The organism is Paenibacillus tritici, from assembly GCF_013204885.1.
Classification (GTDB): Bacteria; Bacillota; Bacilli; order Paenibacillales; family Paenibacillaceae; genus Paenibacillus_AQ; species Paenibacillus_AQ tritici.
Genome location: NZ_JABMKX010000002.1, coordinates 444493 through 470308, shown reverse-complemented (window position 1 = coordinate 470308; position 25816 = coordinate 444493). Strand labels below are relative to the sequence as shown.

22 protein-coding genes are annotated in these 25816 nt (G+C 53.9%); 18 read left to right on the top strand and 4 right to left on the bottom strand.

Annotated elements, in window-relative coordinates; translation table 11 throughout:
- Nucleotides 1-208: 208 nt before the first annotated feature.
- The 11 genes from HQN87_RS05105 (at nucleotide 209) to yajC (ending at nucleotide 12882) form a co-directional block, all read left to right on the top strand.
- Nucleotides 209-1369, top strand: coding sequence for a dipeptidase (locus HQN87_RS05105; RefSeq protein ID WP_173128714.1), 1161 nt, complete (start codon nucleotides 209-211; stop codon nucleotides 1367-1369).
- Nucleotides 1370-1382: 13 nt separating this feature from the next.
- On the top strand, nucleotides 1383-3515 hold the full coding sequence (locus HQN87_RS05100) for a CocE/NonD family hydrolase (protein ID WP_173128712.1): 2133 nt from the start codon (nucleotides 1383-1385) through the stop codon (nucleotides 3513-3515).
- 159 nt (nucleotides 3516-3674) lie between these two features.
- A complete protein-coding gene (locus tag HQN87_RS05095) occupies nucleotides 3675-4916 on the top strand; it encodes a serpin family protein (protein ID WP_173128709.1) in 1242 nt (413 codons plus the stop codon).
- A gap of 102 nt (nucleotides 4917-5018) precedes the next feature.
- On the top strand, nucleotides 5019-5765 hold the full coding sequence (locus HQN87_RS05090; RefSeq protein ID WP_173128706.1) for a BofC C-terminal domain-containing protein: 747 nt from the start codon (nucleotides 5019-5021) through the stop codon (nucleotides 5763-5765).
- 193 nt (nucleotides 5766-5958) lie between these two features.
- Nucleotides 5959-6462 (top strand): crossover junction endodeoxyribonuclease RuvC, encoded by a 504-nt coding sequence (ruvC, locus tag HQN87_RS05085; RefSeq protein WP_173128703.1) that lies wholly within the window; start codon nucleotides 5959-5961, stop codon nucleotides 6460-6462.
- Nucleotides 6459-7082 (top strand): Holliday junction branch migration protein RuvA, encoded by a 624-nt coding sequence (gene ruvA, locus HQN87_RS05080; protein WP_173128700.1) that lies wholly within the window; start codon nucleotides 6459-6461, stop codon nucleotides 7080-7082. Before ruvC ends, ruvA begins: the two co-directional genes overlap by 4 nt.
- Before the next feature lie 25 nt (nucleotides 7083-7107).
- The gene (ruvB, locus tag HQN87_RS05075) at nucleotides 7108-8115 is read left to right on the top strand and encodes a Holliday junction branch migration DNA helicase RuvB (protein ID WP_173128697.1); all 1008 of its coding nucleotides are present in this window, start codon (nucleotides 7108-7110) and stop codon (nucleotides 8113-8115) included.
- 89 nt (nucleotides 8116-8204) lie between these two features.
- Nucleotides 8205-10313, top strand: a complete 2109-nt coding sequence (locus HQN87_RS05070) for a SpoIID/LytB domain-containing protein (RefSeq protein WP_173128694.1) — start codon at nucleotides 8205-8207, stop codon at nucleotides 10311-10313.
- A 17-nt stretch (nucleotides 10314-10330) separates the two neighbouring features.
- Nucleotides 10331-11359 carry a tRNA preQ1(34) S-adenosylmethionine ribosyltransferase-isomerase QueA gene (gene queA, locus HQN87_RS05065; RefSeq protein WP_173128691.1) on the top strand — a complete coding sequence of 343 codons (1029 nt, stop codon included), beginning with the start codon at nucleotides 10331-10333 and terminating at the stop codon, nucleotides 11357-11359.
- Between the two features lie 21 nt (nucleotides 11360-11380).
- Nucleotides 11381-12517 (top strand): tRNA guanosine(34) transglycosylase Tgt, encoded by a 1137-nt coding sequence (gene tgt / locus HQN87_RS05060; RefSeq protein ID WP_173128688.1) that lies wholly within the window; start codon nucleotides 11381-11383, stop codon nucleotides 12515-12517.
- A gap of 50 nt (nucleotides 12518-12567) precedes the next feature.
- On the top strand, nucleotides 12568-12882 hold the full coding sequence (yajC, locus tag HQN87_RS05055) for a preprotein translocase subunit YajC (protein ID WP_036732365.1): 315 nt from the start codon (nucleotides 12568-12570) through the stop codon (nucleotides 12880-12882).
- Nucleotides 12883-13101: 219 nt separating this feature from the next.
- Here yajC and HQN87_RS05050 read toward each other — a convergent pair whose 3' ends face one another.
- Complete coding sequence (locus HQN87_RS05050; protein WP_173128685.1) at nucleotides 13102-13926, bottom strand: phosphatase PAP2 family protein; 825 nt, start codon at nucleotides 13924-13926, stop codon at nucleotides 13102-13104.
- Between the two features lie 115 nt (nucleotides 13927-14041).
- A complete protein-coding gene (locus tag HQN87_RS05045) occupies nucleotides 14042-14434 on the bottom strand; it encodes a TIGR04086 family membrane protein (protein ID WP_173128683.1) in 393 nt (130 codons plus the stop codon).
- 219 nt (nucleotides 14435-14653) lie between these two features.
- Between HQN87_RS05045 and HQN87_RS05040 the strand changes: the two genes are divergently transcribed.
- Nucleotides 14654-15445, top strand: a complete 792-nt coding sequence (locus HQN87_RS05040) for a YetF domain-containing protein (protein WP_425517076.1) — start codon at nucleotides 14654-14656, stop codon at nucleotides 15443-15445.
- 18 nt (nucleotides 15446-15463) lie between these two features.
- On the opposite strand, the gene spoVB is transcribed toward HQN87_RS05040, so the two are convergent.
- Nucleotides 15464-17065, bottom strand: coding sequence for a stage V sporulation protein B (gene spoVB / locus HQN87_RS05035; protein WP_173128678.1), 1602 nt, complete (start codon nucleotides 17063-17065; stop codon nucleotides 15464-15466).
- Between the two features lie 215 nt (nucleotides 17066-17280).
- Between spoVB and HQN87_RS05030 the strand changes: the two genes are divergently transcribed.
- The 6 genes from HQN87_RS05030 (at nucleotide 17281) to HQN87_RS05005 (ending at nucleotide 24023) form a co-directional block, all read left to right on the top strand.
- Nucleotides 17281-17532 carry a post-transcriptional regulator gene (locus HQN87_RS05030; protein ID WP_173128675.1) on the top strand — a complete coding sequence of 84 codons (252 nt, stop codon included), beginning with the start codon at nucleotides 17281-17283 and terminating at the stop codon, nucleotides 17530-17532.
- Nucleotides 17533-17762: 230 nt separating this feature from the next.
- Nucleotides 17763-19016 carry a protein translocase subunit SecD gene (secD, locus tag HQN87_RS05025; RefSeq protein ID WP_173128672.1) on the top strand — a complete coding sequence of 418 codons (1254 nt, stop codon included), beginning with the start codon at nucleotides 17763-17765 and terminating at the stop codon, nucleotides 19014-19016.
- On the top strand, nucleotides 19006-19905 hold the full coding sequence (gene secF, locus HQN87_RS05020) for a protein translocase subunit SecF (RefSeq protein WP_173128669.1): 900 nt from the start codon (nucleotides 19006-19008) through the stop codon (nucleotides 19903-19905). Before secD ends, secF begins: the two co-directional genes overlap by 11 nt.
- A gap of 120 nt (nucleotides 19906-20025) precedes the next feature.
- Nucleotides 20026-20988, top strand: coding sequence for a cation diffusion facilitator family transporter (locus HQN87_RS05015; RefSeq protein ID WP_173128666.1), 963 nt, complete (start codon nucleotides 20026-20028; stop codon nucleotides 20986-20988).
- Between the two features lie 29 nt (nucleotides 20989-21017).
- Nucleotides 21018-23420 (top strand): single-stranded-DNA-specific exonuclease RecJ, encoded by a 2403-nt coding sequence (gene recJ / locus HQN87_RS05010; RefSeq protein ID WP_173128663.1) that lies wholly within the window; start codon nucleotides 21018-21020, stop codon nucleotides 23418-23420.
- Between the two features lie 84 nt (nucleotides 23421-23504).
- Nucleotides 23505-24023, top strand: coding sequence for an adenine phosphoribosyltransferase (locus HQN87_RS05005; protein ID WP_173128910.1), 519 nt, complete (start codon nucleotides 23505-23507; stop codon nucleotides 24021-24023).
- Nucleotides 24024-24299: 276 nt separating this feature from the next.
- On the opposite strand, the gene uraA is transcribed toward HQN87_RS05005, so the two are convergent.
- Nucleotides 24300-25610 (bottom strand): uracil permease, encoded by a 1311-nt coding sequence (uraA, locus tag HQN87_RS05000; RefSeq protein WP_173128660.1) that lies wholly within the window; start codon nucleotides 25608-25610, stop codon nucleotides 24300-24302.
- Nucleotides 25611-25816 lie beyond the last annotated feature (206 nt).

Genomic DNA, 25816 nt, shown 5'->3' with positions numbered 1-25816 from the left:
CTTCTTTATATGAAATATGGGATATTTAGCTGTAGAGAATGCAATTAAACCCTTCGCAGCACAATAATCAATCGCTTTAGTTGTACAAAATACAGTTATAGCGTAGGCGGGTTAAATGGGCAGCCGCCGGAAGGCCTAATTATCCACCGCTGTTACAAATGAGCACCAAGTAAAATAAGGTAGTTTCATATAGAAGGGGCTGGATTAAGTGAGTATACAGGAAGGCCGGTACGATTTTGGACTGAGCGCTGCGCAGGAGGAGCGGGCGGAGCGCCTGCATGATAAGAATATAAATATCGACCTGCTGTTTCAGGGACCGCTATCCCCAGCCGCCATTCCGGAGAGCATCTCCCTTAAGGTGAAGGAGCTATGCGAGCCGTACAAGGATGAACCCATGGTCTACAGCACCATGCCGGCGCAGATCATCACCCGGCTGGCGGCCAGCGGTGAGATTGCGGAGTACAAGGAGGAGTGGTACAAGTCCGGGATTACCGCCGGTAACCGGGAGCTGCATCTGAAGGATACAGAGAGCCTGATTACCAGTATGGGTGAGGTGCAGCTGCAGTTCGATTCCTGCGATTGGCTGGTGAAGGCGCTGAACGCAGAGGATATCCGCAGGGCTAAACGTGAAGGCAAGAAGGCCGGGATCGTAACGGCACAGGAGACGGATGCACTGGGCAAGAATCTTGCCCTGCTGGATACGCTGCACAGCTTCGGTCTAAGAATTCTGCAGTTAACGTACAACAACCAGAATCTCATCGGTTCCGGCTGTGCGGAGCCTGGGAATGGCGGTCTGTCTTCCTACGGCCTGCGTGTAGTGGAGCGGATGAACACACTGGGAATGATCGTGGATACCGGGCATTGCGGCAGGCAGACGACTCTGGACGCCTGCGCCGCCTCAGCCTCCCCTGTCATCGCCTCGCATACCGGCGCCGAAGCGGTCTATCCCCATATGCGCTGCAAAAGCGATGAGGAGCTCCGCGCCATTGCTGCAACCGGGGGAGTGATTGGTGTATTTGCGATGCCGTGGTTTGTGCATGAAGATCCTGACCATACCACGATAGAGCATGTGCTGGACCATATGGAATATGTGATCAGACTGGTGGGCGTAGAGCATGTAGGAATTGGTACGGACTGGCCTATGAGTGACCTCGAATGGTCGCTGGTTTTTTTCAAAGAGCAGATCGCACCGAAGCTGGGATTCGCCAAAGGGGATGGACCCTCAACCGAAACCGTAGCCGGCCTTGCGAAATACAGTAATTTCATTAATTTCACACGGGGACTGGTGGCGCGCGGGTACAGCGATGAAGAGGTCGCGAAGCTGATGGGCGGCAACTGGCTGCGTGTATTTGAGCAAATTTGCGGATAGGGGACCTGGAGAGATGAGTACATATTTACAGCAGACAAGCTTCAATTTCTATTGCTCGGGAATCTACAGCGGGACGATCCGGTTCACGGACCAAGCGGTAATGCACGCCAAGGTTGATGCCCGCAGACGTACGCAGATGCAGGAGAATGTGCTGGACCCCGGGGCGAAATATGTGCTTCCTCTGAGCAAGATCGCCGGACAGCTTAGTTCATACAGCTCCGCAGAATGGGCTGGGGATGAGGTGGTGCTGGAGAACGGGGACCGGTATCAGAAGCATATCGCTTATCAGGCGGAGATCTCCGGCGCCGAACGGACCTCTCAGGTTTGGGCTTACCGGGGTGGCACGGCGCTGGATATCGTGACGGTGGACGGTGAGGTGATTGCTTTTGTGACCCCTAACCGCTACGGGCTGGAGCTGATTGTCCGGGCAGGCTATGAGCCGCTGACCCCTCTTGCAGTCTATGCTGAGCCGCTGTTGTCGCAGCCGGAGTACGGTGTGAATGATCTGGGGACGGAGCTTGTGCCGATGCGGGACGGGGTGAAGCTGGCGACCGATGTATTTCTGCCGGAAGGCCTGCCGCCGGGAGCGAAGGTGCCGGCTATTCTGGTAAGAACCTGTTATGACCGTAATGGCAAAAAAGAAATTTTCATGCGCTGGGCGAACCGGGGCTACGCCGTAGTCTCCCAGGATGTGCGCGGCCGGGCCGATTCGGAAGGGGAATTGATTCCCTTCTATAATGAAAGGGAGGACGGCTACGATACCATCGAGTGGATGATCAGCCAGGATTGGTCGGACGGCAAGGTGGGGATGTGGGGCGCCTCTTATCTTGGCTATGTTGTGGTTGCAGCCGCTACCAGCGGCCACCCGAATCTGCTGGCAGTGGTCGATGAAGTGAATGTAGGCTCACCGTTCGTAGACACCGCGCGCAAAGGCGGGACGCTCTGCTCCTGGCCGCTGCTGTCCTGGACATTGGCTCAGTCTGTGGGAACGCGGACGGACTTCGATATATTTGGCGGCATCACGGTAGATCCGGAGGCGGCGGTGGATGCCAGACCGATCAGGGATATTCCGCAGCAGATGATCGGCCGCCCCTCAGGGCCTTGGGAGCTGTGGAGCCAGCATCCCGAATATGATGACTTCTGGAGAAACTGTACGTTCACCGAGCGCGGGGATCAGGTCAAGGTGCCGATGTATGTAATCTCCGGCTGGTATGACGGGGACAGCCCCGGGGTATCGGAGACCTGGCGGATGCTGACGGAACATGATGTGCCGGGCCGCAAAATCCGTCTCGGCGCCTGGGAACACGGCCCGAACCGGTCCCGGGATCTGCCCGGCGTGTCCTTCGGCAATGATGCAGTGGTGTACGACTATGATGTCTCCGTGCTGCGCTGGTTCGACCGCTATCTGAAGGATATCCCGAACGGCATTGATCAGGAGCCCCGCGCTTCTTATTATGTGGTGGGCGAGAACCGCTGGAGAACCTCGGAGGACTGGACACCGGCAGAAGCGGTGATTACCCCGTTCTATCTGGGCGGCGGCGGCCGGGCGAATTCTTCGCTGGGGGATGGCCGGCTGGGGCTGGAGCCGGAGGAGCATTCCGTGGCCGATACGTACATCTATAATCCGGCTGATCCGGTGGCTGACAGCGGGGAGCGCGAGCCGGAGAATATGCGGAAGCATGAGCTGCGCAGTGACATTGTTGTCTATACCAGTGAACCGCTGGCGGAGCGGCTGACAATCGCCGGTGAGCTGTCGGCGGTTCTCTATGCCGCAAGCACGGGCTTGGATACGGACTGGGTAGTGACGCTGAGCGATGTGAATGAACAGGGGGATTCCATCCGCCTGTCCAATTATATTGTGCGGGCGAAATACCGTCACGGACTGGAGCGGCCGCAGCTGCTGGTGCCGGGGCAGGTGGAGCGGTACGATATTTTCCTGCAGAACATCGCCCATACGTTTGCCGCAGGACACCGGGTCCGCTTCACCGTCACCTCCTCCAGCAAATTTGTGGCCTTCCCCAATACAAACACCGGGAACAATCCGTATGAAGATACGGAAGCGGTCATTGTGCAGCAGACGATCTGTCATAACCGCGAGTACCCGAGCCATATTAAGCTGCCGGTGGTGCCGAATTTCGATATCTAGCCCTGGCTCGACTCCGAATTGATTTTAGACGGTGTGTAGAAGGTCCTGGATGGAAGAGCGGATTTGGTCTGCAACTTTTCCCCATTGGCAGCGTCCATGAATTTGATGGGATTCTTGTACAGATCCTTGCGCTTCGGATGAACTCAAGGAGGAATTAGAGTGGGCCAAAGATTATCTATACTCCTGCTGGCTGTGCTTCTATTGGCCGGCTGCAGTGAAGGGGGTTCAACTATGAGCTACGCGGAGAGACAGACGGCCGCAGCGGAACTTGATTCGCGCTTGGCGGAACAGAGCAACCGGCTGGGCGTGAAGCTGTTCGGCCAATTATGGAAGCCTGGGGGCGGGAACCTGACCCTCTCCCCTTATAGTGTTGCTGCTGCCCTGGCTCTGGCCTATAACGGCAGCGCCGGGGAGACGGCAGAGGAGCTGGGGGGTCTGCTGGGTTATGCGCCGGAGGAGCGGCAGAAGCTGAATACCGGACATCAGGCACTCTTGAGGCTGCTGAAGGATGGAGGACCAGGGGTAGAGCTGAAGATCGCGAATTCAGTCTGGGGCATGAAGGGTCTGCCGCTGCGGAGGGATTATCTCAAGACCGGTGAGGACTTCTACGGTGCGCAGATTAAGACGACCGACCTGGCTGCCCCGAAGTCCGTCCGGCAGATTAATGAATGGGTCTCTGACCATACGGAGCAGAAGATCGACGGGATGCTCACGGAGCCGCCCGGAACCGAGGCGGTGGCGGTGCTTGTCAACGCCCTGTATTTCACAGGCGGCTGGAGTGATGTGTTCCCGGATGAGGCTACACAGCAGGCAGACTTCTATCCTCCGGGCGGAGCAACTGTACAGGTAATGATGATGAAGCGCAGCGGATTTCTCCCGTATGCAGCTCATAAGGATTGGCAGGCAGTGAAGCTTCCTTACGGAGAGGGCCAGATGGAGATGGTGGTGGTCCTTCCAGCAGAGGCTTCCTCGCTGCAGGAGCTTGCGGACCGGCTGGAAGCGGAGGGGCTGCCGTCTGATGAGGATTTTGCCACTTCCAGAGGGACGCTCCGGCTGCCAAGGTTCACGGCCAGTTACGGGACAGAACTGAGTAAGGCTCTGCAGGCGCTTGGGGTTAAGCAGGCCTTCGATCCGAGCCGGGGGGATTTCTCCCTAATGGCGGATTTAGACAGCCCCATTTACTTCGAGCAGGTTATCCACAAAACGTACATTGATGTAAATGAACGGGGAACGGAGGCGGCGGCTTCGACCGTCATTGATATGCGTGCCGGATCAGCCCCTCCTATGGATAAGCCCTTTGAAATGACCGTCAACCGCCCCTTTCTGTTCCTCATCAGGGATGTGCAGACGAAGGTCGTGCTGTTCCTTGGAGCGGTTGAGAATCCGCTGGACACCGATTAGCTCCGGCTGGGATGAATTTCAAGTGTTTACGCATAAATACTCCCTTCACAGGTCACAATAGGAAAAAACCAGAATGAAGGGATTAACGTGAATGCTTTTCGCTTGAAAAAACAACTGTGGCGGCGGTGGAGACGCTGGAAAAAAGCTCCCTGGGTGGGTGCGGCATGTCTCGTGCTGACCTTGCTGGCCTGGCGCGGCATGCAGGTCCCGGAAGAGATCAGCGACCTGCTGGATCATCCGGCCTGGGCATGGTCTGGAACGCTGAGCGATACCTTGGAACAGAACGCGGAACCCGGCGGCAGCATGGCGGCTGTGGCAGCCGTATATAACCATACAGCTAGTGATGAAGAAGAGAGAACGGCAGTGATGAACAGCCAGGAGCTGCTGGAGGCGATCAGCAAGGAAGCCGTCAGCAGAACGGTGCATCTTAAGACCCTCTATGTAGCCGGTGAAGAGGTGCAGACCCTGCCCGGCGAGCGGACCCCTGCCCAGCTTAGAGAGCTGATTGCCCGTCATGCGGGCTGGAGCGGCTGGCTAAGCCGGGAGGGGGACCTGTGGCTGGAGCAGCGAGTCAATGATCTGTCCCCGCTGACCAAAAAAGAAGCCTACTTCGGTGTAGACGAGCAGGGGAACCTGACCCTGTTCCAAGGCCCTCCTGAGGCCGAGAGAGTTATGAAGACCTTTTTTCAGATGGATATAGGCTCCATTAAATCCTCTCTGCCTCCAGAAATCTGGGAGCAGCTTCATCAGGGCATCCGGGTTCAGGATCTGGAGGAATACAACAGTGTACTCTCCACCTTCAGCGACTATGCACGGGATTCTGCTGAACAGGTGATGCATCCGGAGTGATAGTCAGGTCATAGTATGTATTTCATTTCCCCGGGACAAAGTTTTTGTCTCCCGGGGAAATTTTTTTGCTATAATGGGTGGAAGGAATACATATGTTCGCTTTAGGGCCGGAGGGATGGATGAACCCGCAGGGCTATTCCGCCTTGTTATCTATCTCAAGCCTCTGCCCTGGCATAGAGGAGAGAGAAGGATCTTGCGCATCTTGGGGATTGATCCGGGGCTGGCGATTGTCGGCTTTGGCTTTGTAGATAAGACAGGGAACAAATTGACACCGGTCCAATACGGCTGCATCCAGACCGAGGCCCATACCCCGGAGGAGGAGCGTCTGCTCCATGTCTATGAAGGTGTGGTACAGCTGCTAGATAAATATAAGCCGGATGCAGTAGCGGTAGAGAAGCTGTTCTTCAGCCGTAATGTAACCACAGCCCTGCCGGTGGCGCAGGCGCGCGGAGTGCTGATACTGGCAGCCGTGCAGCGCGGGCTTCCGGTGGCCGAATACACCCCTATGATGGTGAAGCAGGCCGTGGTCGGTTACGGCAAGGCTGAGAAGAAGCAGGTTCAGGAGATGGTCAAGCTGCTGCTTAAGCTGTCGGCTGTGCCGAAGCCCGATGATGTGGCGGATGCGCTGGCGGTGGCTGTCTGCCACGCCCATTCTGTGAGTCTTAATTCCAAATTAAATGAGGTATTGCGAAAATGATAGATTTTCTTAGAGGACCGGTTGTGCATCTGGAGCCGGAATATGTTGTGCTGGATGTGCAGGATGTGGGATACCGGGTATTCTGCCCGAATCCGTATGCTTTTGCCAAGGTGGAGGGCCCGGTGACCGTCTTCATTCATTATCAGACCCGTGAGGATGCTACGCTCCTGTTCGGCTTCCCGACACGCGAGGAGCAGAGGCTGTTCCGCAAGCTGATCGAGGTATCGGGCATCGGCCCGCGTGTTGCGCTGGGGATTCTGACCGGCGGAACACCGGATCAGCTGATCGCGGCTATCTATCAGGAGAACATCACCTTCCTGACGAAGCTGCCGGGGATCGGCAAGAAGACGGCGCAGCGGATGATTCTGGATCTGAAGGACAAGCTGGACGGCTTCGGCGGTGCGGCCCTGCAGACCGGGCTGTTCGCAGTGGCGGCTGAGGCCCAGGCTAAGGTCGAGGCTCTTCCGTGGGAAGAGGCGCGGGACGGTCTGAAGGCGCTGGGGTATACCGATGCCGAGCTTGACCGCGTGTGGCTGAAGATGAAGCAGGAAGGTACGGATACCGGACCGGTTGATGTGCTGATGAAGAAGGCGCTGGGGCTGCTGTATATTGCCAAATAGGCCTGGAAGAACGGAGTGAGGAATAATGGATGACCGGATTATATCAGCAAATCTGATGATGGACGAGCAGGCGGTGGAATTAAGCCTCCGCCCCCGTTATCTGGGAGAATATATCGGCCAGAACCAGGTGAAAGAGAACCTGAAGATCTATATTGAAGCAGCCAAAATGCGCAGTGAAGCGCTGGATCATGTGCTGCTCTACGGGCCTCCGGGTCTCGGCAAAACCACACTGGCCAATATTATCGCCAATGAGCTGGGCGTGAATCTGCGGACCACCTCCGGCCCGGCGATTGAGCGGCCCGGCGATCTGGCGGCCTTGCTGACCAATCTGCAGGAAGGCGATGTGCTGTTCATTGACGAGATTCACCGCCTGCACCGGACGGTGGAGGAGGTCATGTATCCGGCGATGGAGGATTTCGCGCTGGATATCATGATCGGCAAAGGGCCGAGCGCCCGGTCGGTGCGGCTGGACCTGCCGCCCTTCACGCTGATCGGGGCGACGACACGCGCGGGATTGCTGTCCGCTCCGCTGCGTGACCGCTTCGGCGTAGTCAGCCGGCTGGAGTACTACACAATGGATGAACTCAGCTTCATTGTAGCCCGCAACGCGGAACTGCTTGGCATCGAGATTCTGGGCGATGCTGCGGAAGAGATTGCCCTGCGGGCCCGCGGGACTCCGCGGATTGCCAACCGCCTCCTGAAGCGGGTGCGCGATTACGCTCAGGTTCGCGGGGACGGAATCATCACCCCGGAGATTGCCGCCGAATCGCTGAAGATGCTGCAGGTGGACCCCCGGGGACTGGACAGCATCGACCATAAGATGCTCCAGTCCATGATCAGCTCCTTCCGGGGCGGACCTGTCGGACTGGATACCATTGCCGCTACGATAGGCGAAGAGAGCCAGACCATTGAGGATGTATATGAGCCTTATCTGCTGCAGATCGGTTTCCTGCAGCGTACTCCGCGCGGGCGTGTGGTTACCCCTGCGGCCTATCATCATCTTGGACTTCCGCTTCCTCCGCAGCCGAACTGATTTCTTCAGATATAAGCACCGGATAAGTGATTCGATTGATAGTCATCTAAGTTGCGTTTGATATCATTAATTCTTTTAGGAGGCCTACAATGAAACTTGCCAAGTGGAAAGAAACAGGGATAGGGCTGCTGGGCCGGGGGGCGCTGGCTGTATTGCTTGCAGCAGGCAGCCTGCTGATTCCGGCAGACATTACCCGCGCCGATTCCGCCGGGTCCATCCGGGTTGCACTGTATGCCGATATTGGCAGCAAATATAAGTCTACTGTACCTCTGGTTACCCTGCAGTCCGAGCAGAGCTTCAGTCTCCTTCCGGCTGCCGGCGGGGCCCCTCTATTGTCGGTTCCGGCCCAGAACAGAATCCGTGTCAGTCTGGACGGATACCGGGTGAAGGTGCTGGAGACGCCAAGCTGGCAGACGGCTGCTGATGCAGCCAAGAAGCTGCAGGCTACATCCGACAAACCTCAGCTATTCATGGCTGCCAGAGGAGGTTCCAAGGTATATCAGCTCTATACCGGAGGTTATACCAGTGAGAATGCAGCCAGGAATGGCCTGAATTCCGTCTTGAAAGCCGGTCTGGCAATTCCCGAGGGGCAGACTCCTGTGGTGGCCGGAACCAAACATCTGTCGGCGGGCTCCTATGCCACTTTGGAGGAAGCCCAAGCGGTGGTCGGCAGCCTTACCACTGCCGGGCTGGATGCCTGGCCGGTATTCGTATCCGGTGAGGGCGGCAGTGCCCGTACGGAAGTATGGGTAGGCGAGGCCTCCAGTGACAGCGAGCTTGCTGCAGTCTCTGCTTCGGCAGCCGCGCAGCTTCCTCAGCTTGCTCTGACCCCTGTGTCTCCCGGCGCACCCGGATTAATTATCCGTATGGATGCAGGGCTTGATTTCAGCAGTGAAGTCCAGGCCTTTCATTATCTGTTATCCGGAAGTAACGCCAAGTTTATAGCGTCCGGCAATGAGAAGGGGATCATGCTTACCGAGAGATCGAAACGGATCTACCGCGGCGATCTGGAGCTTGGCAATCTGAACGGTTCATTGTCTGTCATTAACGTGGTTCCAATGGAACAATATCTCTATGCGGTAGTGGGGGGAGAAGTCTCATCCGGCTGGCCGGAAGAGGCGCTCAAGGCCCAGGCAGTAGCCGCACGCAGCTACGCGTTGTCCCAGGGCAACCGCTTTGATGTTGCGAACGTGGTTGATACAACGCTAAGCCAGGTCTACAACGGAATCGGTGCTGAATCCCCCACAATCATCAAGGCAGTCGATGCTACGGCAGGTGAAGTGGTGATGAGCGGGGGCAAGGTCGTTGAAGCTGTATTCTCCTCGAACAGCGGCGGCGTCACAGCCGATCCGTCTGAGGTATGGAACAGCGGCGGCAGCAGTACCTTTGTGAGTGTGGCCAGCCCCGAGGATAATGCGGCAGCTGGTTCATCCAAGAAGTGGTATTACCTGCTGCTGGACAGCGGTGTCTCCGGTTACGCCCGTGAAGATAATATCAAACTGACAGGGGACAAGACGGCTGCCGGACTGCCGGTTGCTACAGCTACGACCAAGGATGTGAATATCCGGCCGCTGCCTGTCGTTGAGAGCAGTGTTCCAGCTTCAGGCAAGCTGAATCCCGGCCAGAATGCCGTTGTGCTGAATCAGGTCTATGAATCCGGCAGCTACAGCTGGATCAAGGGTCCCTATTCTTCAGCCGAGCTGCTGAAGAGCCTGGCCGGCAAAACCAGCGGTACCCTGCCCTCCTCCATAACCAGTCTTCAGGTGACCCGGCGCGGGCCATCGGGAAGAGCGGTGGAGGTCAAGGCGAACGGGCAGGTTCTGCAGGTGAAGTACCCGGATTTGTTCCGCTCCTCCTTCGGCGGATTACCGAGTACTTTGTTTGATATTGTACCTGCCGGAAGTTATACTGTACTAGGCGCTGACGGCTCTACAGCCGACATTGGCAGCTCCACATCAGCAGGAGTCTTGTCCGCCTCGGGCCAAGTGACTGCGGGCGGCAGCGGCACGGTTGTGATGGGTGCGGATCAGACGTCCAGAGTCTTAACCGGCAGTCCGGGATTCTATTTCATCGGCTGGGGTTACGGGCACGGACTCGGCATGTCCCAATGGGGCGTGAAGGGGATGGCGGACAAAGGGTATGATTATAAGCAAATATTGCAACACTATTTCAGTAACGTTACTATCATTAAGAATTAAGGAATGAAGACTCTATCATGAATGTAGATCATTACGATTTCAATTTGCCGGAAGAGCTGATTGCCCAGACTCCGCTGGCTGACCGCAGTTCATCCAGGCTGCTGCTTGTGAACAAGGAGAGCGGCCAGCTGGACCACGGGCATTTCACGGATATATTGGGGCAATTCCGCCCCGGAGATACGCTGGTGCTGAATGATACACGGGTCATTCCCGCCAGACTGTTCGGTGTCAAGGAAGATACCGGAGCGAAGGCAGAGGTCCTGCTGCTGAAGAATCTCGAAGGGGACCGCTGGGAAGCACTGGTGAAGCCCGGCAAGAAGCTGAAGACCGGAGCGGTTATCATCTTCAGTGAAGAGCTTCGCGCAGTTATCGAAGAAGAAGCCGACATGGGCGGCCGGACGCTCCGCTTCATCTATCAGGGGATCTTCCAGGAGATTCTGGACAGGCTCGGCTCGATGCCTCTCCCTCCGTACATTAAGGAAACTCTGGATGACCGTGAACGGTATCAGACGGTTTATGCCCGGCATGAAGGCTCGGCTGCCGCGCCGACAGCAGGACTACATTTCACTAATGTGCTGCTGGAACAGATTGCAGCCATCGGTGTGAATATCGCTTATATTACACTCCATGTGGGTCTTGGCACCTTCCGCCCGATGTCAGTCGAGACGGTGGAAGAGCATGTAATGCATGCGGAGTATTTCGAGTTATCCCAGGCAACGGCGGATTTGCTGAATGAGGCCAGAGCAAGGGGCGGAAGAATAATCGCTGTAGGAACAACCTCCTGCCGGACCCTTGAGACCGTAGGCAGACAATGCCAGGGCGGTCCGATTGAGGCATGCAGCGGCTGGACGGATATTTTTATCTATCCGGGTTATGAATTCACTGTCGTCAATGCATTGATTACCAATTTCCATCTGCCCAAGTCAACCTTGGTCATGCTGGTGAGCGCTTTGGCTGGCCGGGAGCTGATTCTCGCCGCCTATGAAGAAGCGATTAAGCAGCGGTACCGGTTCTTCAGCTTCGGCGATGCAATGTTCATTTATTAAGCAAGAGGAAGGGTTAAACTAATGGCAGCAATCACTTACGAACACATTAAGACCTGTAAGCAATCCGGAGCACGGCTCGGCAGAGTCCACACTCCGCACGGAATTATTGACACACCAACCTTCATGCCGGTGGGCACGCAAGCTACCGTCAAAACCATGAGTCCGGAAGAGCTTAAACAAATGGAGGCACAGATTATTCTGAGCAATACCTACCATTTGTTCCTTCGTCCGGGCCATGAGATCATCGGTGAGGCGGGCGGCCTGCACAAGTTCATGAATTGGGACCGTCCCATCCTGACCGACAGCGGAGGGTTCCAGGTATTCTCCCTGAGCGACATGCGTAAGATCACCGAAGAAGGGGTTCATTTCCGCTCCCATTTGAACGGCGACAAGAAGTTTCTGTCTCCGGAAGTGGCGATGGAGATCCAGAACGCTCTCGGCTCCGATATTATGATGGCCTTCGATGAATGTCCGCCTTATCCGGCAGAATATGAGTATGTCCGCAAATCCCTCGAACGCACCACCCGCTGGGCCGAACGGTGCCTTAAGAGCCATGCCCGTCCTAACGATCAGGGGCTGTTCGCCATCGTACAGGGAGGCATGCACGAGGATCTCCGCCGCCAGAGCGCGGCTGATTTGACTTCCATGGATTTCCCGGGGTATGCTATTGGAGGGCTCAGCGTCGGAGAGTCCAAGCAGCTTATGTATGAAGTGCTGGATTATACGGTTCCGCTGCTGCCGCAAGGGAAACCGCGCTATTTGATGGGCGTAGGTTCACCGGATGCACTGCTGGAAGGGTCAATCCGCGGAATAGACATGTTCGACTGCGTACTGCCTACCCGTATTGCCCGTAATGGAACAACGATGACCAGTCAGGGAAGACTCGTAGTGCGCAATGCGCAGTATGCCCGTGATTTCGGGCCGCTAGATCCGGAGTGTAACTGCTATACCTGCCGGAATTATTCCCGCGCTTATCTGCGTCATCTGATCAAGGCCGACGAGACCTTCGGCTTACGGCTGACAACGTACCATAACTTACACTTCCTGCTGGAATTGATGCGTAAAGTGCGTGAAGCCATCATGGAAGACCGGCTGCTTGATTTTCGCGATGAGTTTTTTGCACAATACGGATTATATGATAATCTAAAAGGCTTCTAAACGGTTCTGAGTGGAGTGTTCATGTTTATTCTTGAAAGGGGGGAAATAAGATGTCACAGTTTTATATGGCAGCAGGTACAGGCGGCGGAGGCAGCATACTGGGTCTGGTAGGTCCGTTTGTACTTATGTTTGTTGTGTTCTACTTCCTGCTGATTCGTCCGCAGCAGAAGAAGACCAAGGCACGCAACGGAATGCTCAAAGCTCTGAAAAAAGGCGATAAGGTAGTTACCATCGGCGGTCTTCACGGAACCATCATGGAGATTTCGGATGACATTGTTATCTTGCGGGTTAACGATGTGACCCGGTTGACCTTTGACCGGGGTTCGATCAGTCATGCAGTAGTGGAAGTAGAGGACAAGATGTAAGATCTCTGCACCAAATTACATAAAACCGGCGTTTTCTCTTTGGAGAAAACGCCGGTTTTTTTATCCTTCTATCCAGGACGGCGTAGCCGTTTCTGCTTGGAAATATATAGATTGAACTTGAAAATATACAGAGAGGGAAAAGTGGCGGAGGAGAATATTGGCACACGGCCATCCCATAACAGAAAACTTAAAAGTTCAATCTATATAGAAGGTTTTCATTTAGCGTGAATTGGTTACCCGGCCCCGGACTCTCAGATTCTCTTCGCCGCTGCGCAGTGTAAGTCTGGCAAGCGGTACAGCAATCGCTGTGGACACGACAGCCAGTAAGGTACCCCCGAGCATATCCGTCAGCCAGTGAATCCCGAGATAGAAGATCCCGAATACGATGGCCACAGCGGAGACTGTAGTAATGACCATCCAGCGGCGGTTGCCGGAACGGAAGGCCAGGAGGGCCATGGATACAGAGATTGCCGTATGCAGGCTCGGGAAGCAGTTATTCAGCCCGGACAGCGGGCGGTATTCCTGTTCAAACTTTGGAAAAACATCCAGCATGGTGAACCTTACCCCTGCGGGCACATAGGACCATACTTCGTTTACCGGGAAATACAGATAGAATGGGATTGCAATAGCGTAAGTTAAGATAATAGTGTAACAGGTCGCATAGAGGATTACGCGATTCTTTTCCAGTAGATAGATACCAAGTGAGGCCGCCAGCACGGCTTGAAGCATGAAAATATAGAAGAAGACAATGATTGGAGTCAGCCAAGGTGCATAGAACAGATCTTGAACCATACGGACAAAATGCCCTTCAAGGCCGAACACAAAACCTGTATAGTCTGCGGTCAGGCGCATCTTCTCTTCAATCTGCAGCTCATATTTATTCAGGGCAAGAATGCCGAACATTCCTATAATAATGAGCGCGAATTTATAAGAGCGCAGCAGCTCTCTCCCGATTTCGACTAAGGCCATCAGTGGATTGCGCCGGGCGCCGATCCAGATTAGTATCACAACAATGGCAACGGTATATACAACTACTAAATTCATGGACTGGTAAAGCAAAGCATTCGAAGCCTCCTTGATAAATCGTTCATATGAAGTCAGACATACGTAGTGTACCATATTTTCAAGGTTAGGTTTCAATTTTTAGGAATTATATTAATTAGGATTTTTGTAAATTAACCCCAAACATTCCCCCAAGTGCGCTTATGCCCGCAGCCGCCAGAACCCAGAGGAAATCCATTCCTGCAGGGGAACTGTCAAGAGCCAGAAATCCGATCAGCAGCACCGCCAAACCGTAGAACAGACCCGTCAGCGCCCCTTGGTACCAGCCTTTGCGGAGAGCCCGGCTGCCTGCGGTCAATCCTCCAAAAGCGGCAGCAACACCGTGTACAATATAGGTGTACATAGTGAGATCCTGTTCCTGGAGTCCGCTGCCCCAGAGCAGGAGGGAAAGGATGAACGCACCCAGCATCATCCACAGGAACGAGCGGATTAAACCCGACAATACAGGACTTGATATTTTCCATGAGAATAGACGCCTGATCAGAGACATGGTAAGACCTCCTAAAAAGTTTGTTAACCGGATACTAATTATTGTATGGGGGGGCTTGCCCCAATAGTACAAGAATGGCCGACATGAATTTTACCAGTAATTAATCAGCAGATTTCCGCATGTTCCCTCGGCCGGCAGGCCAGAATAGGTGTACATTAATCCGCCCGCAGGGTGACAGACCTCCCGGGTGAGAAGCGGAAGGGGAGCTAAGAGAATATGTTGTTCCAGCATATTACTGCCCACATCTTTCTGACCGTGCTGATGTATATCTTCATTTTCCTGAGTATGCGGATCATGGGTAAACGCGAAATCGGCAAGCTGTCGGTGTTTGATCTCACGATTTCCATTATGATTGCCGAGATCGCTGTGTTTGTAATTGAAGATATCGAACGGCCCATCTATGACGGGCTTGTTCCAATGGCGATCCTGGTGCTGATTCAGGTGATCGTCGCCCAGCTCAGTCTGAAGAGCCGGAAGATGCGCCTGCTGATGGACGGCAGGCCCAGTATCCTGATCTCGGACGGCAAGCTGCACCGGGGCGAGATGCGCAAGCAGCGGTATAACATTGATGACCTGCTGCTGCAGCTCCGCGGGCAGAACATTGTCAGCCCGGCAGATGTGGAGTTTGCGATCCTGGAGACAAGCGGGCAGTTAACGGTGATCGAGAAGAATAAGAGTGTGACCTCGTCCAATCAGTCCGGCAACAGCAGCTCAGGGGCAGAGCGCAAAGAGCAGAACGGAGAAAGCCAGAAGAATTCAAAGGAAACACAATCATCCGGCGATTCTGCTTCCGTGAAACTGCCGAAGCATAAGATCCGTTATGAAGGCCTGCCGATTCCGCTGATTATGGACGGGAAGGTGCAGGACAGCAATCTGGAGATGATCGGCAAGAACAGGTTCTGGCTTAGAACCCAGATTCGTCAGAAGGGTGTCTCCGATTTCCGTGATGTCTTTCTGTGCTCAGTCGATCATAAGGGGCAGCTCTATATTGACCCGATTAAGCCCAGATAAGGCCGCAAGACCTAAGACCTAACTGCGCCAGCGTCTGAAGAAGGGCACACGCTCCAGGTCACGCCTGGAGATCAGGCCGGATAACAGGCAGATACTAAGATAGATCGCCATCCCGCAGGCAGCAGCGGCCAGGAATTGTATCCACTGGGATGACGAGACGGGTACAGAGGTATAGACGTATGACATCCCGGCAGCCATGATGATTGTGGCCGCTGTGATTTTGAGCAGGTCGGACCATTTCAGGGACAATGCAGTTAACCGGATCACACTATATCCATGCAGAAGTGTAACGAGCAGGCTGTTAACCATAATGGCGATAATGGCTCCCAGGATTCCGTATTCGGGCCGGGAGGCCAGCAGGAGAATCAGCAGGATTTTGATAACCGCCCCTATCAGCGTATTGATAAGTGCCTTCCCCGGCCGGTCCATCGCCTGAAGCGCAGCCTGCAGCGGAGCCTGGACGTAGAGGAAGACAGCGAACGGGGCCATCATCCGCAGCATAGGTGCCGTATCCGCTGCGTTGCCATACATGAGCGTACATAGCGGTACGGCAAGAATATACATAACGGCAGCAAACGGGGCACCGGTTACCATAGCGAGCCGCAGTGCCTGATGCATTCTTTTATGAATCGTGGGCAGATCATTGCGTGCGGCTGCCTCGGACAAGGAAGGGACGAGGGAAACGGCCAGCGAAGAGCTGAGTACACCCGGCAGGAGCAGCAGCGGGATCACCATTCCCTGCAATGAACCATATTGCGCAGTTGCGGCAGCGGTGGCGATTCCGGCCAGTGCGAGGCTGCGTACAGTAATAATAGACTCCAGGAGATAGGAGAATGAGCCGATCAGGCGTCCGGCTGTTACCGGTACAGAAATGCCTATTAGCCGTCTTAGGACAGGTGCTGTTGTCTGTGCAGGATCGCTTCCGGCACTCCCTTGCATATCCTGAATAGTCATATCAACGGCAGAGGGGAGCTCAGACCTGTCTTTTTTGTCGTTCAAATAATATTGCCCCAGCAGAGCCAGCATTCCGGCAATCTCTCCTACCGTAACGCCTAGCATCGCACCGGCAGCCGCAAAGGCAATTCCCTTCGGCAGCAGCAGCCAGGAGAACCACAGCATGAAGAAGATCCGGATGACCGACTCCAGCACGGAGGAGAACGCCGATGGAATCATATTCTGCCTGCCTTGGAAGTACCCCCGGTAGATGGACGAAACAGCAACGATTGCGATCATGGGGGTCATGCTGACAAAGGTATAATAGACACGCCGGTCCGTCAGAAGAACACTGGATACCCAGGAGGCGCTGAACAGGGCCACAAAGGTGAACAGAACCCCCAGCGACAGACTGAGGACAAGGCCCGTATGCAGGATTTTGCGCGATTGCTCCGGACGGTTCTCCCCCTCGGCTTCAGCGACCAGCTTGGCAATCGCCAGGGGGATGCCGCCGGTAATGACTGTGATCAGCACAATGAAAAACGGGTATCCAAGCTGATACAGCCCCACCCCTTCGGCGCCGATAATCCGTGGCAGGGCAATCCGGGGGATGAAGCCAAGCATCCGGTTGATGATCCCGGCGAATAGCAGGATGATCGTTCCTTGTATAAAACTCTGTTTCCTCAAAGGGCACTCCTTCTTCCCGCAAATGAAATGAAACTGCCAGTGAACTTTCGTGATCCCGAGGTAGGCTTGTATAAGGATATGCGGGTACAGGCCTACTCCATGACAAGCATTCCATAGCAGACAAGTTTTTTGACCGAAAGCAGGAAAGTATGACCGGCAGGTCGAATATCTACCCTGAACATGCGTAATTGAGGATTCTTTGGAGGTGCCCACACGTGGAATCGGAACAATGGAGATACGACGAGCTTAGTGAAGAGATCGAAGCCATGTGCATCAGCAAAGCGGAGGAATTCCGGCTCCTCGGCTATGAATATGTGACCGGTAAGGATATTTGGGACTGTATCAGCCGTAATTATGCCAAGGAAGGAAGACCTCCCCTGCATAAACTGGTCAATGATATTTATTCGCTCAAATCGGGGAGTTATATGACTTATCTGACACTGGCAGCCTACCGGGGATTGAATTAATAGACTAATTTGTCCAAAAGGAACGATTTTCTTTTGCAAACAGGTACAGGAAGCAGTAAAGTAAGTAAGGTAAGTTTGGACTTGTCCTATCTAACGGAGGTCTCTGGCCTACAGCAGAACCGGCCGTTTCTTTGTGTGAATCCGGCACCGTCATTCCTTCTGAATTGACGGTCATTTCGCACGTAGCTATAATAGGAATATTGAGTAATGAAAGGGGAACTAGCTAGAGCATGAAGAGAATGTTGAGCTTTATCATTACTGTGGTCGTTCTAACCGGCGCCATGGTATTTACAACTCCCGGGCTGCTGGACAGAGTCCGTCTGGGTCTTGACCTCAAGGGCGGATTTGAAATTCTGTACCACGCAGAGCCAATGGATACGGGAGGAACCCTGACCCGTGCTTCGCTGCAAAAAACAGCAGAGAGTCTGGAAAAGCGGGCGAATGCACTCGGAACAAGCGAGCCTGAGGTGACAACCGAAGGTACGGACCGGATCCGTCTGAAGATTGCTGGTGTTACCGATGAGGCAGAGGTCCGCAAGAAAATGAAAGAACCCGCAGTTCTGACCTTCCGCAGTGCTAAGGAAGGGGATAAGCCCGGAGTGTACAGCAAGATTGAACTCGTGGGCAGTGACTTTGTAGAGGGCGCTGCAGAGGTTCAACGCGATAATCTGAACCGTCCTGAGATCAGTATCTCCATTAAGAACAAGGAGAAATTCGCGGAAATTACCGAGCGCCTGCTGGGTAAAGAGCTCGCTATTTATCTCGATGAGAACTTGTTATCTTCGCCCCCAACAGTAAGACAAGTCCTCACAGATGGTAAAGCTTCGATCTCCGGGGGATATACACTAGATGAAGCCCGTGAGATTGCCGATACGATTAACCTCGGTGCATTGCCGCTGAAGCTTACGGAGAAATATTCCCAGAGCGTAGGGGCAACACTTGGCAAGCAGTCCTTGAATGATACCGTCAGAGCAGGTATTGTCGGTTCCGTGATTATTTTGCTCTTCATGTTGTTCATGTACCGTCTTCCGGGCGTACTGGCCAGCTTCGCGCTGATCCTGCACACGTGGCTGCTGATTCTGGTGTTTGTTCTGGCTGACTTTACGCTGACCCTTCCCGGTATCGCCGCGTTCATTCTCGGTATAGGGATGGCTGTCGATGCCAATATCATAACCAATGAACGGATCAGGGAAGAAATCCGCAGCGGGAAGGGCATTATGTCCTCCGTCAAAGCAGGGAACAAGACCTCCTTCCGTACGGTTATGGATGCGAATGTAACCACTATTATCGTGGCGGCTGTCATGTTCGCCTTCGGTACAGGTGCGGTAAAAGGCTTCGCGCTGATTCTGATCGTGGAAATTGTACTTAGTATTGTAACAAACCTTTATTTTGCCCACTGGCTGCTGACAGTGCTGGTTAAAGCCGGCGCGCTCAAGAAGCCGAAGCAATTTGGGGTAAAGGAGAGTGACATCAGTGCGCTTTAAGAAAGAGCTGGATTTCGTACATTTAAGCAAATTCTTCTATATCTTCTCGATAGCCCTTACGGTGGCGGGTCTGATCTTTCTGGCAACCTTCGGCCTGAATTACAGCGTAGATTTCAAGGCCGGGTCCAACGTGGACGTAGCCCTTTCCAAGAGTATCACACTGGATCAGCTGAAGCCGGCTTTGAATGAAGCAGGCATTGGAGATGATCCCACTATTACCGTTGGTGATAAGCGGGTTAATATCCGCTATGATCAAGAGCTGAGTGATACGCAAAGTGAAAGCCTCAAGAAGTCAATCAACAAGATTGATGAGAAGGCATCCTTTGAGATCAACACCGTGGATACCGAAATGGCTAAGGAACTGGCCCGCAATGCGATCTATTCGGTGCTGCTCGCCAGTATCGGGATTATTATTTATGTAAGTATCCGTTTTGAATGGCGTTTTGCGCTGGCATCCATTGTGGCGCTGCTCCATGATGCTTTTATGGTTGTAGCGATCTTCTCCATCTTCCGTCTGGAGGTGGACATAACCTTCATTGTCGCGGTGCTGACCATTATCGGTTACTCGATTAACGATACTATCGTTATCTTTGACCGGATCCGTGAGAATCTGCGCTTCGGCAAACAGAAGTCGTATGAGGATCTTAAGGAGCTGGTCAACAAGAGTGTGGCGCAGACGCTCATGCGTTCGCTATATACAGCATTCACTGTATTTATTGCCGCGTTCTTCCTGCTGATCATGGGCGGCGAGTCGATCAAGATGTTCTCGCTTGCCATGGTTATCGGTCTGCTCTTCGGAGCCTATTCATCCATCTTTATCGCAAGCCCGCTCTGGCTGCTCCTGAAGAAACGCCAGAAGCCGGCGGTGAAGACCCCGGCCAAAGTCTAACACCCGGTTGTCCTTCAAGCCGCGTCAGTAGCGACGCGGCTTTTCGGAATCTTCGGATCAGGAAGTCACGCCGATTTCATCATCATGAGATTACCTGCTAGTGGTAAGGAGGGCCTCGTTATGAATGACAAACAATTACCCCCAAGAGAAACCGTTGTCTGGACCGGAATACTTAGTGATACTCTACTGGCTGTAGCCAAAGGCAGTATCGGTTATCTGTCGGGCAGCAAGGCATTGATGGGGGATGCCATCTATTCTGGAGCAGATGCCGCTGCCAAGCTGGCAGGGGTGATTCCGTGGAACCGGAAGCAGAGTCACAAGGCTGCAGGCTCAGCAGTACGCAGCCGGTCTGCGCAAGGAAGCAAGGAGCCGATGGCGGCTATTCTATTCTCTGTGCTGATTCTTATGGGCGGGCTGCAGGTGGCCTTCTCGGCGATCCGCGATTTGACCCGGGGACATTTGTCGGCACCGGGGCAGTCAGCGCTTGCCGCTGTCCTGCTGTGCATTGTGTTCAAAGAGGCTGTGTTTCAATATCAATACCGTTATCACAAAAAAAAGGGCGACGGCAGTCATGCCGCCTATGCTGATAGCCACCGGTTCAGCCTATATACGTCTATAACTGTCTTCATCGGGATTGCCCTGGCGATGACGGGAGGATACCTGAACTGGCATCCTCTGCTGTATATGGACCCTATCGCAGCCCTGCTCGCCGGTTGTCTGATTCTCCGCAAAGGCTATTCATTAATTACTTCCTCGGTGTACAAAAGAATACAGGAGCTTCCTTCCGAGGAAGCGGCCAGCTTCATTGAGACGGTTCAGCGTGTGCATGGAGTCATCCGTGTCGAGCAGCTAAGCGCACTGGAGGAAGGCAGTTATGTGAATCTTCACGTGAAGATCAGTGTGAACCCGCGGATCAGCGTGATGGAAGCCCAGGATATTTCGGAATGTGCCCGGAAGCTGCTGCAGCACCGGTTCGTTCATGTTGGTGAGGTTCATATGGATGTTGTGCCGTATGATCCGGGTTACCCTTATAAAAGCAATCATGAGCTCGTGGACAACGATATTCCCACGCTGCTTCAGTAGTCTGCAAGGTGAGAGAAAGGTGAGCTGTATTGCTTCATTCAAAAACAACATGGCAATCTCCGGCAGCCGATTCCGAGCGTATTTCGGAACTGGCCCGGAGCCTTTCTATTTCTCCGCTCCTTTCCTCCCTGCTGGTGCAAAGAGGCATGGATACCGCTGAACTGGCACGGGTATTTATGGATGGCGGAGCGGAAGATAGACATGATCCATTCCTGCTCAAAGGAATGGCTGAGGCTGTGCCGCGGATTCAGAAGGCACTGCAGGAAGAAGAGCATATTTTGGTATACGGTGATTATGATGCGGACGGAGTGTCCAGCACTGCGTTGATGATCTACCTTCTGCGTCATCTGGGCGCCTCTTTTGACATTTATATCCCCCATCGTTCCAATGAAGGTTATGGACTGCATAATCATGCGCTCGACTGGGCGCTCCAGCAGGGTGTATCTCTCGTTATTACGGTAGATACTGGTATCAGTGCTTATCATCAGATAGCCTATGCCAGAGAGCTGGGGATTGATGTCATTGTTACTGATCATCATGAACCGCCTGAACAACTGCCCGAGGCTTATGCCCTTATTAATCCCAAGCTGCCGGACTGCCCTTATCCCTTCAAGGGTCTGGCCGGAGTGGGAGTGGCTTATAAGCTGGCTGAGGCGCTGCTTGGCAGTGAGGTGCCCGAGGAATGGTGTGAGATTGCCGCTATCGGTACGGTCGCTGATCTGATGCCGCTGCTGGGAGAGAACCGCAGTCTTGTCCGCAGGGGCCTCCGCAGTATGCGGAATTCGTCATTCCCGGGTATCCGGGCGCTGCTCTCGGTAGGCGGAATTACGATGAACACCGTCAGTGCGGTGAATATCGCCTTCGGGATGGCACCGCGAATTAATGCCAGCGGAAGACTGGATCACGCCGGACGGGCAGTTACGCTGCTGACCACGGAAGATGCGGCTGAAGCGGAGCAATTCGCCGGAGAGCTTGACCTGCTGAATAAGGAACGTCAGCTGGTTGTGGAGCGGATTGTCCAGGAAGCTACGGCCAAGCTGGAGCAGAGAATCAGCCGGAGCGGACTGCCGGATATTATTGTACTGGCGGAACAGGGCTGGAATGTCGGTGTAGTCGGCATTGTAGCCTCCAAGCTGCTGGAACGGTACTACCGTCCGGTAATTATTCTGGATATTCACCCGGATACCGGAATGTGCAAAGGCTCAGCCCGTTCAATTCCAGGACTTGATATCTATGCGGCCTTATCCGCTTGTGCCGGACTGATGGACCACTTCGGAGGACATCCGGCCGCTGCCGGTATGAGCCTGCCGCAGGATAAGCTCGAAGCCTTCGATGCAGCGCTGAACAGCTATGCCGCCTCTATCCTGACACCGGAGGACTTCGTAGCTGTAACAACTGCAGACGGCGAGGTGTCCATTGCCGATCTGACCCTGCAGGCAGCGCTTGAGCTGGAACGGCTGGCTCCGTTCGGGATGGCGAATCCGTTGCCGAAGTTCATTCTGCGCGGAGTGGCTGTCAAGGAGACCCGCAAGATGGGCCAGGACGGCAAGCACCTGAAGCTTGTCCTGCAACAGGACAAGCTGACGATTGAAGCTGTAGCCTTCGGTAAGGGCCCGCTGGCCGAGCTGCTTCCGGACGGCACTATCGTGGATGTACTCGCGGAGCTGTCCGTCAATGAATGGAACGGCTCACGCAAGCCCCAGCTGATGCTGCAGGATCTTGCGGTGCCGAATGCACAACTGTTCGACCTGCGCGGCGCAGCGGATGCGGTCAAGCAGGCGGCGCATATACATGAGCTGCTGCGTACCTATAACGGCAGCAGTCCGGGCAGGAGTGCGGCAGTATTTCAGAACAGCCGGACGACGCCGCTGCGTGATCTGAAGGGCATGTCCCTCTGGGTATATGATGAGGCTGCCGGGATCTCTGCTGTACACCAGCCGGAGGCAGGGCATGACGAGGCGGGGATCTCGCTGCTATGTCTGCTGGATATGCCTGAGTCTCCGGAGCAGCTTGAGGCACTGTTCGCTGCTTTTCCTCAGGCAGAGAATATTGCCCTGCTGCATTCGATCCGCGACGGGCGGGACCGGCTGCAGATTCCTACACGTGATCATTTCAAATCGTTATATAAATGGATTGCTTCGATCGCCGCTTCTCCAACTCCTGAGCATGAAGTGCTGCTGCGGCTCAGCCGCCAGTCTGCGCTGGGTGTGCGTATGGTGAGCCGGATGCTCGATGTGTTTGACGAGCTTGATTTCATTGAACGCAGCGGGGGAAGCATCACCTTTGTCCCGCAGCCTGCCGCGAAGAGTCTGACCGCCTCAGAGCATTTCGTCAGACTGGGCAAGACGGCGGAGATGGAGCAGTATTTCATGGAGGGCAGCCGCAGTGAATTGCAGGAATTTATGCTGTCGCGCAATTTAGGCGCTTCATAGCAGTTGCAGAATGGTTTTGGGGTTAGGGTTCAAATAAGGTAATTTCAGTGAGGCATTCCTCACAACTTTTAGGAGATGATGATGTTGGATTTCAAAAACAATATTCGCGTAATTCCTGATTTTCCGCAGGCTGGAATCAGCTTCAAGGATATTACTACACTGCTGAAGGACGGCGCTGCGTACCGTGCAGCCATTGATGAGCTTAAGGCTCTGGTCGCACATCTGGAGATTGACGTTATTGCCGGACCGGAAGCGCGCGGCTTTGTAGTGGGCGCCCCGCTGGCTTATGCACTGGGTGTAGGCTTCGTACCCATCCGCAAAAGCGGCAAGCTTCCCTATGAGACCATTGAAGTGGGCTATGATCTGGAGTACGGCAAGGATACGCTGGCTGTACATACCGACGCCATCAAGCCCGGCCAAAAGGTGCTGATCGCTGATGATCTGCTGGCTACCGGCGGTACGATTGCTACCTCGGTAAGTCTGGTGGAACAGCTCGGCGGGCAGGTGGTCGGTGCTGCATTCCTGATCGAGCTGACCGCTCTGGCCGGACGTAATAAGCTGTCGGATATTGAAGTCGTTACGTTGTTGACTTACGAGGATTAATTTTACCCGGTTAACTTTTCCCGGGAAATATAAAAGCGGACTGCTGTCGAATGAAGACAGCAGTCCGCTTTTTGTTATGTCAGCCCCAGTTATAAATTCATTAATGAGATGATAGTAACGGAGGGGGATTTTGAAGCTGTAGGAGCGGAAGCGTCCGCCTTTGTCACCGGATTTCCAACGCGTTAAGCGGTATAAATCAAGAAATCTGGTGACAACAGCGGCCGTAAGTTCAAAATTCACCGCAGTTACGGTCAGCATCGCATAATAGACATTTATTTAATGAGCAGACTTCTCAGATTCCTGTTCATTGGACAAGCCCAGAACCTCAATCAATTTGAAGAGTATGGCGAGAACCATACCGACGATTGTCGCCAGCGCCATCCCTTTCAGCTCTACACCGCCAAGCTTAAGCGAGATGCCGCTGATTCCTACAACCAGTACAAGCGTCGCCAGAATCATGTTGGTAGCTTTGGAGAAATCGACTTTCTGCTCTACAAAAATACGCAGTCCCGACGCTGCAATGACGCCGAACAGCAGCAGCGACACACCGCCCATAACCGGCAGCGGAATGTTGGCAATGACCGAGGAGAAGGTCCCTGAGAACGACAGTACGATGGCGATCACAGCAGCTCCGGCGATCACGAATACCGAATACACTTTGGTTAATGCCATAACGCCGATATTTTCACCATAGGTAGTGTTTGGAGTAGACCCCAAGAATCCGGACAGTACTGTTGAAATCCCGTTACCCATCAGCGAGCGGTCCAGCCCCGGATCTTTGGTCAGGTCTTTGCCGACAATGTTGCTGGTGACCAGCAAATGGCCGATATGCTCAACAATAACAACCAGAGATACAGGAATGATGGTTAAGATAACCTGCCAGTCGAAGGACGGGGTAATAATCGTTGGATGGGAGAGGAAGCTTGCTTCAGAGATGGCACTTGTATTAACCTGACCCAAGATATAAGCGAGTACATAACCGGTAACGATACCGATGAGGATGTGAATGATTTTGGGGAAGCCGCGGAATAACACGGAGCCGAGTACGGTGACGCCGAGCGTGACAAGCGACAAGGTAATGGCTTTGCCGTCAGGAGTCCAGTCGCTGACCGCCACCCCTTCAGGAGCAATCAGTCCGGCCATACGTGCGGCTACGGGTACAAGCTCCAGTCCGATAGTTGCTACGATAGCTCCCATAACTGCCGGAGGGAATACGATATCAATCCAGCCGGTACCGGCATAACGTACAATTAAGGCAACCAGAATGAAAATAACACCGGTAACGATAAATGCGCCAAGTGCAAGCGAATATCCATGCTCATGATCGCCGGAGTGTTCTTTCAGCACAAGCAGTACCGGAGAGATGAAGGCGAAGCTCGAACCCAGATAAGCGGGGATTTTGCCGCGGCAGATCAGAATGTAGAGCAGGGTGCCGATACCGTTCATCAGCAGGATCATGCCGGGATCTACCCCGAACAGGTTGGGAACAAGCACGGTGCTGCCGAACATGGCGAACAGATGCTGAAGACTCAGGAGGAAACCCGGGCCCCAAGGGAGTCTTTCGTTAACTTGAATTTCGCGTTGCAATGGAGTTCACTTCTCTTTCTGATCTAATTTGAGGTAGCAGCTTGATTTTTCTTCTCTTTTTACAAAACCGCCTTTACTAGATTAAATAGATCGGGGGATTTTTACAACAACATTTTTGCCCGCGCCACAAAATTGTCTTTTCTTGACCCTTTACCTGTCAGGAATCCCACGCTATGGCAAGTGTTGACGGAATCCCTCGTAAGCGT

Bases quoted from the DNA above. Each gene is read 5' to 3' on its own strand.
- HQN87_RS05100 (WP_173128712.1), top strand. From the start codon at position 1,383: ATGAGTACATATTTACAGCAGACAAGCTTCAATTTCTATTGCTCGGGA.
- ruvA (WP_173128700.1), top strand. From the start codon at position 6,459: ATGATAGATTTTCTTAGAGGACCGGTTGTGCATCTGGAGCCGGAATAT.
- ruvB (WP_173128697.1), top strand. From the start codon at position 7,108: ATGGATGACCGGATTATATCAGCAAATCTGATGATGGACGAGCAGGCG.
- HQN87_RS05070 (WP_173128694.1), top strand. From the start codon at position 8,205: ATGAAACTTGCCAAGTGGAAAGAAACAGGGATAGGGCTGCTGGGCCGG.
- queA (WP_173128691.1), top strand. From the start codon at position 10,331: ATGAATGTAGATCATTACGATTTCAATTTGCCGGAAGAGCTGATTGCC.
- tgt (WP_173128688.1), top strand. From the start codon at position 11,381: ATGGCAGCAATCACTTACGAACACATTAAGACCTGTAAGCAATCCGGA.
- yajC (WP_036732365.1), top strand. From the start codon at position 12,568: ATGTCACAGTTTTATATGGCAGCAGGTACAGGCGGCGGAGGCAGCATA.
- HQN87_RS05050 (WP_173128685.1), bottom strand. From the start codon at position 13,926: ATGAATTTAGTAGTTGTATATACCGTTGCCATTGTTGTGATACTAATC.
- HQN87_RS05045 (WP_173128683.1), bottom strand. From the start codon at position 14,434: ATGTCTCTGATCAGGCGTCTATTCTCATGGAAAATATCAAGTCCTGTA.
- secD (WP_173128672.1), top strand. From the start codon at position 17,763: ATGAAGAGAATGTTGAGCTTTATCATTACTGTGGTCGTTCTAACCGGC.
- HQN87_RS05015 (WP_173128666.1), top strand. From the start codon at position 20,026: ATGAATGACAAACAATTACCCCCAAGAGAAACCGTTGTCTGGACCGGA.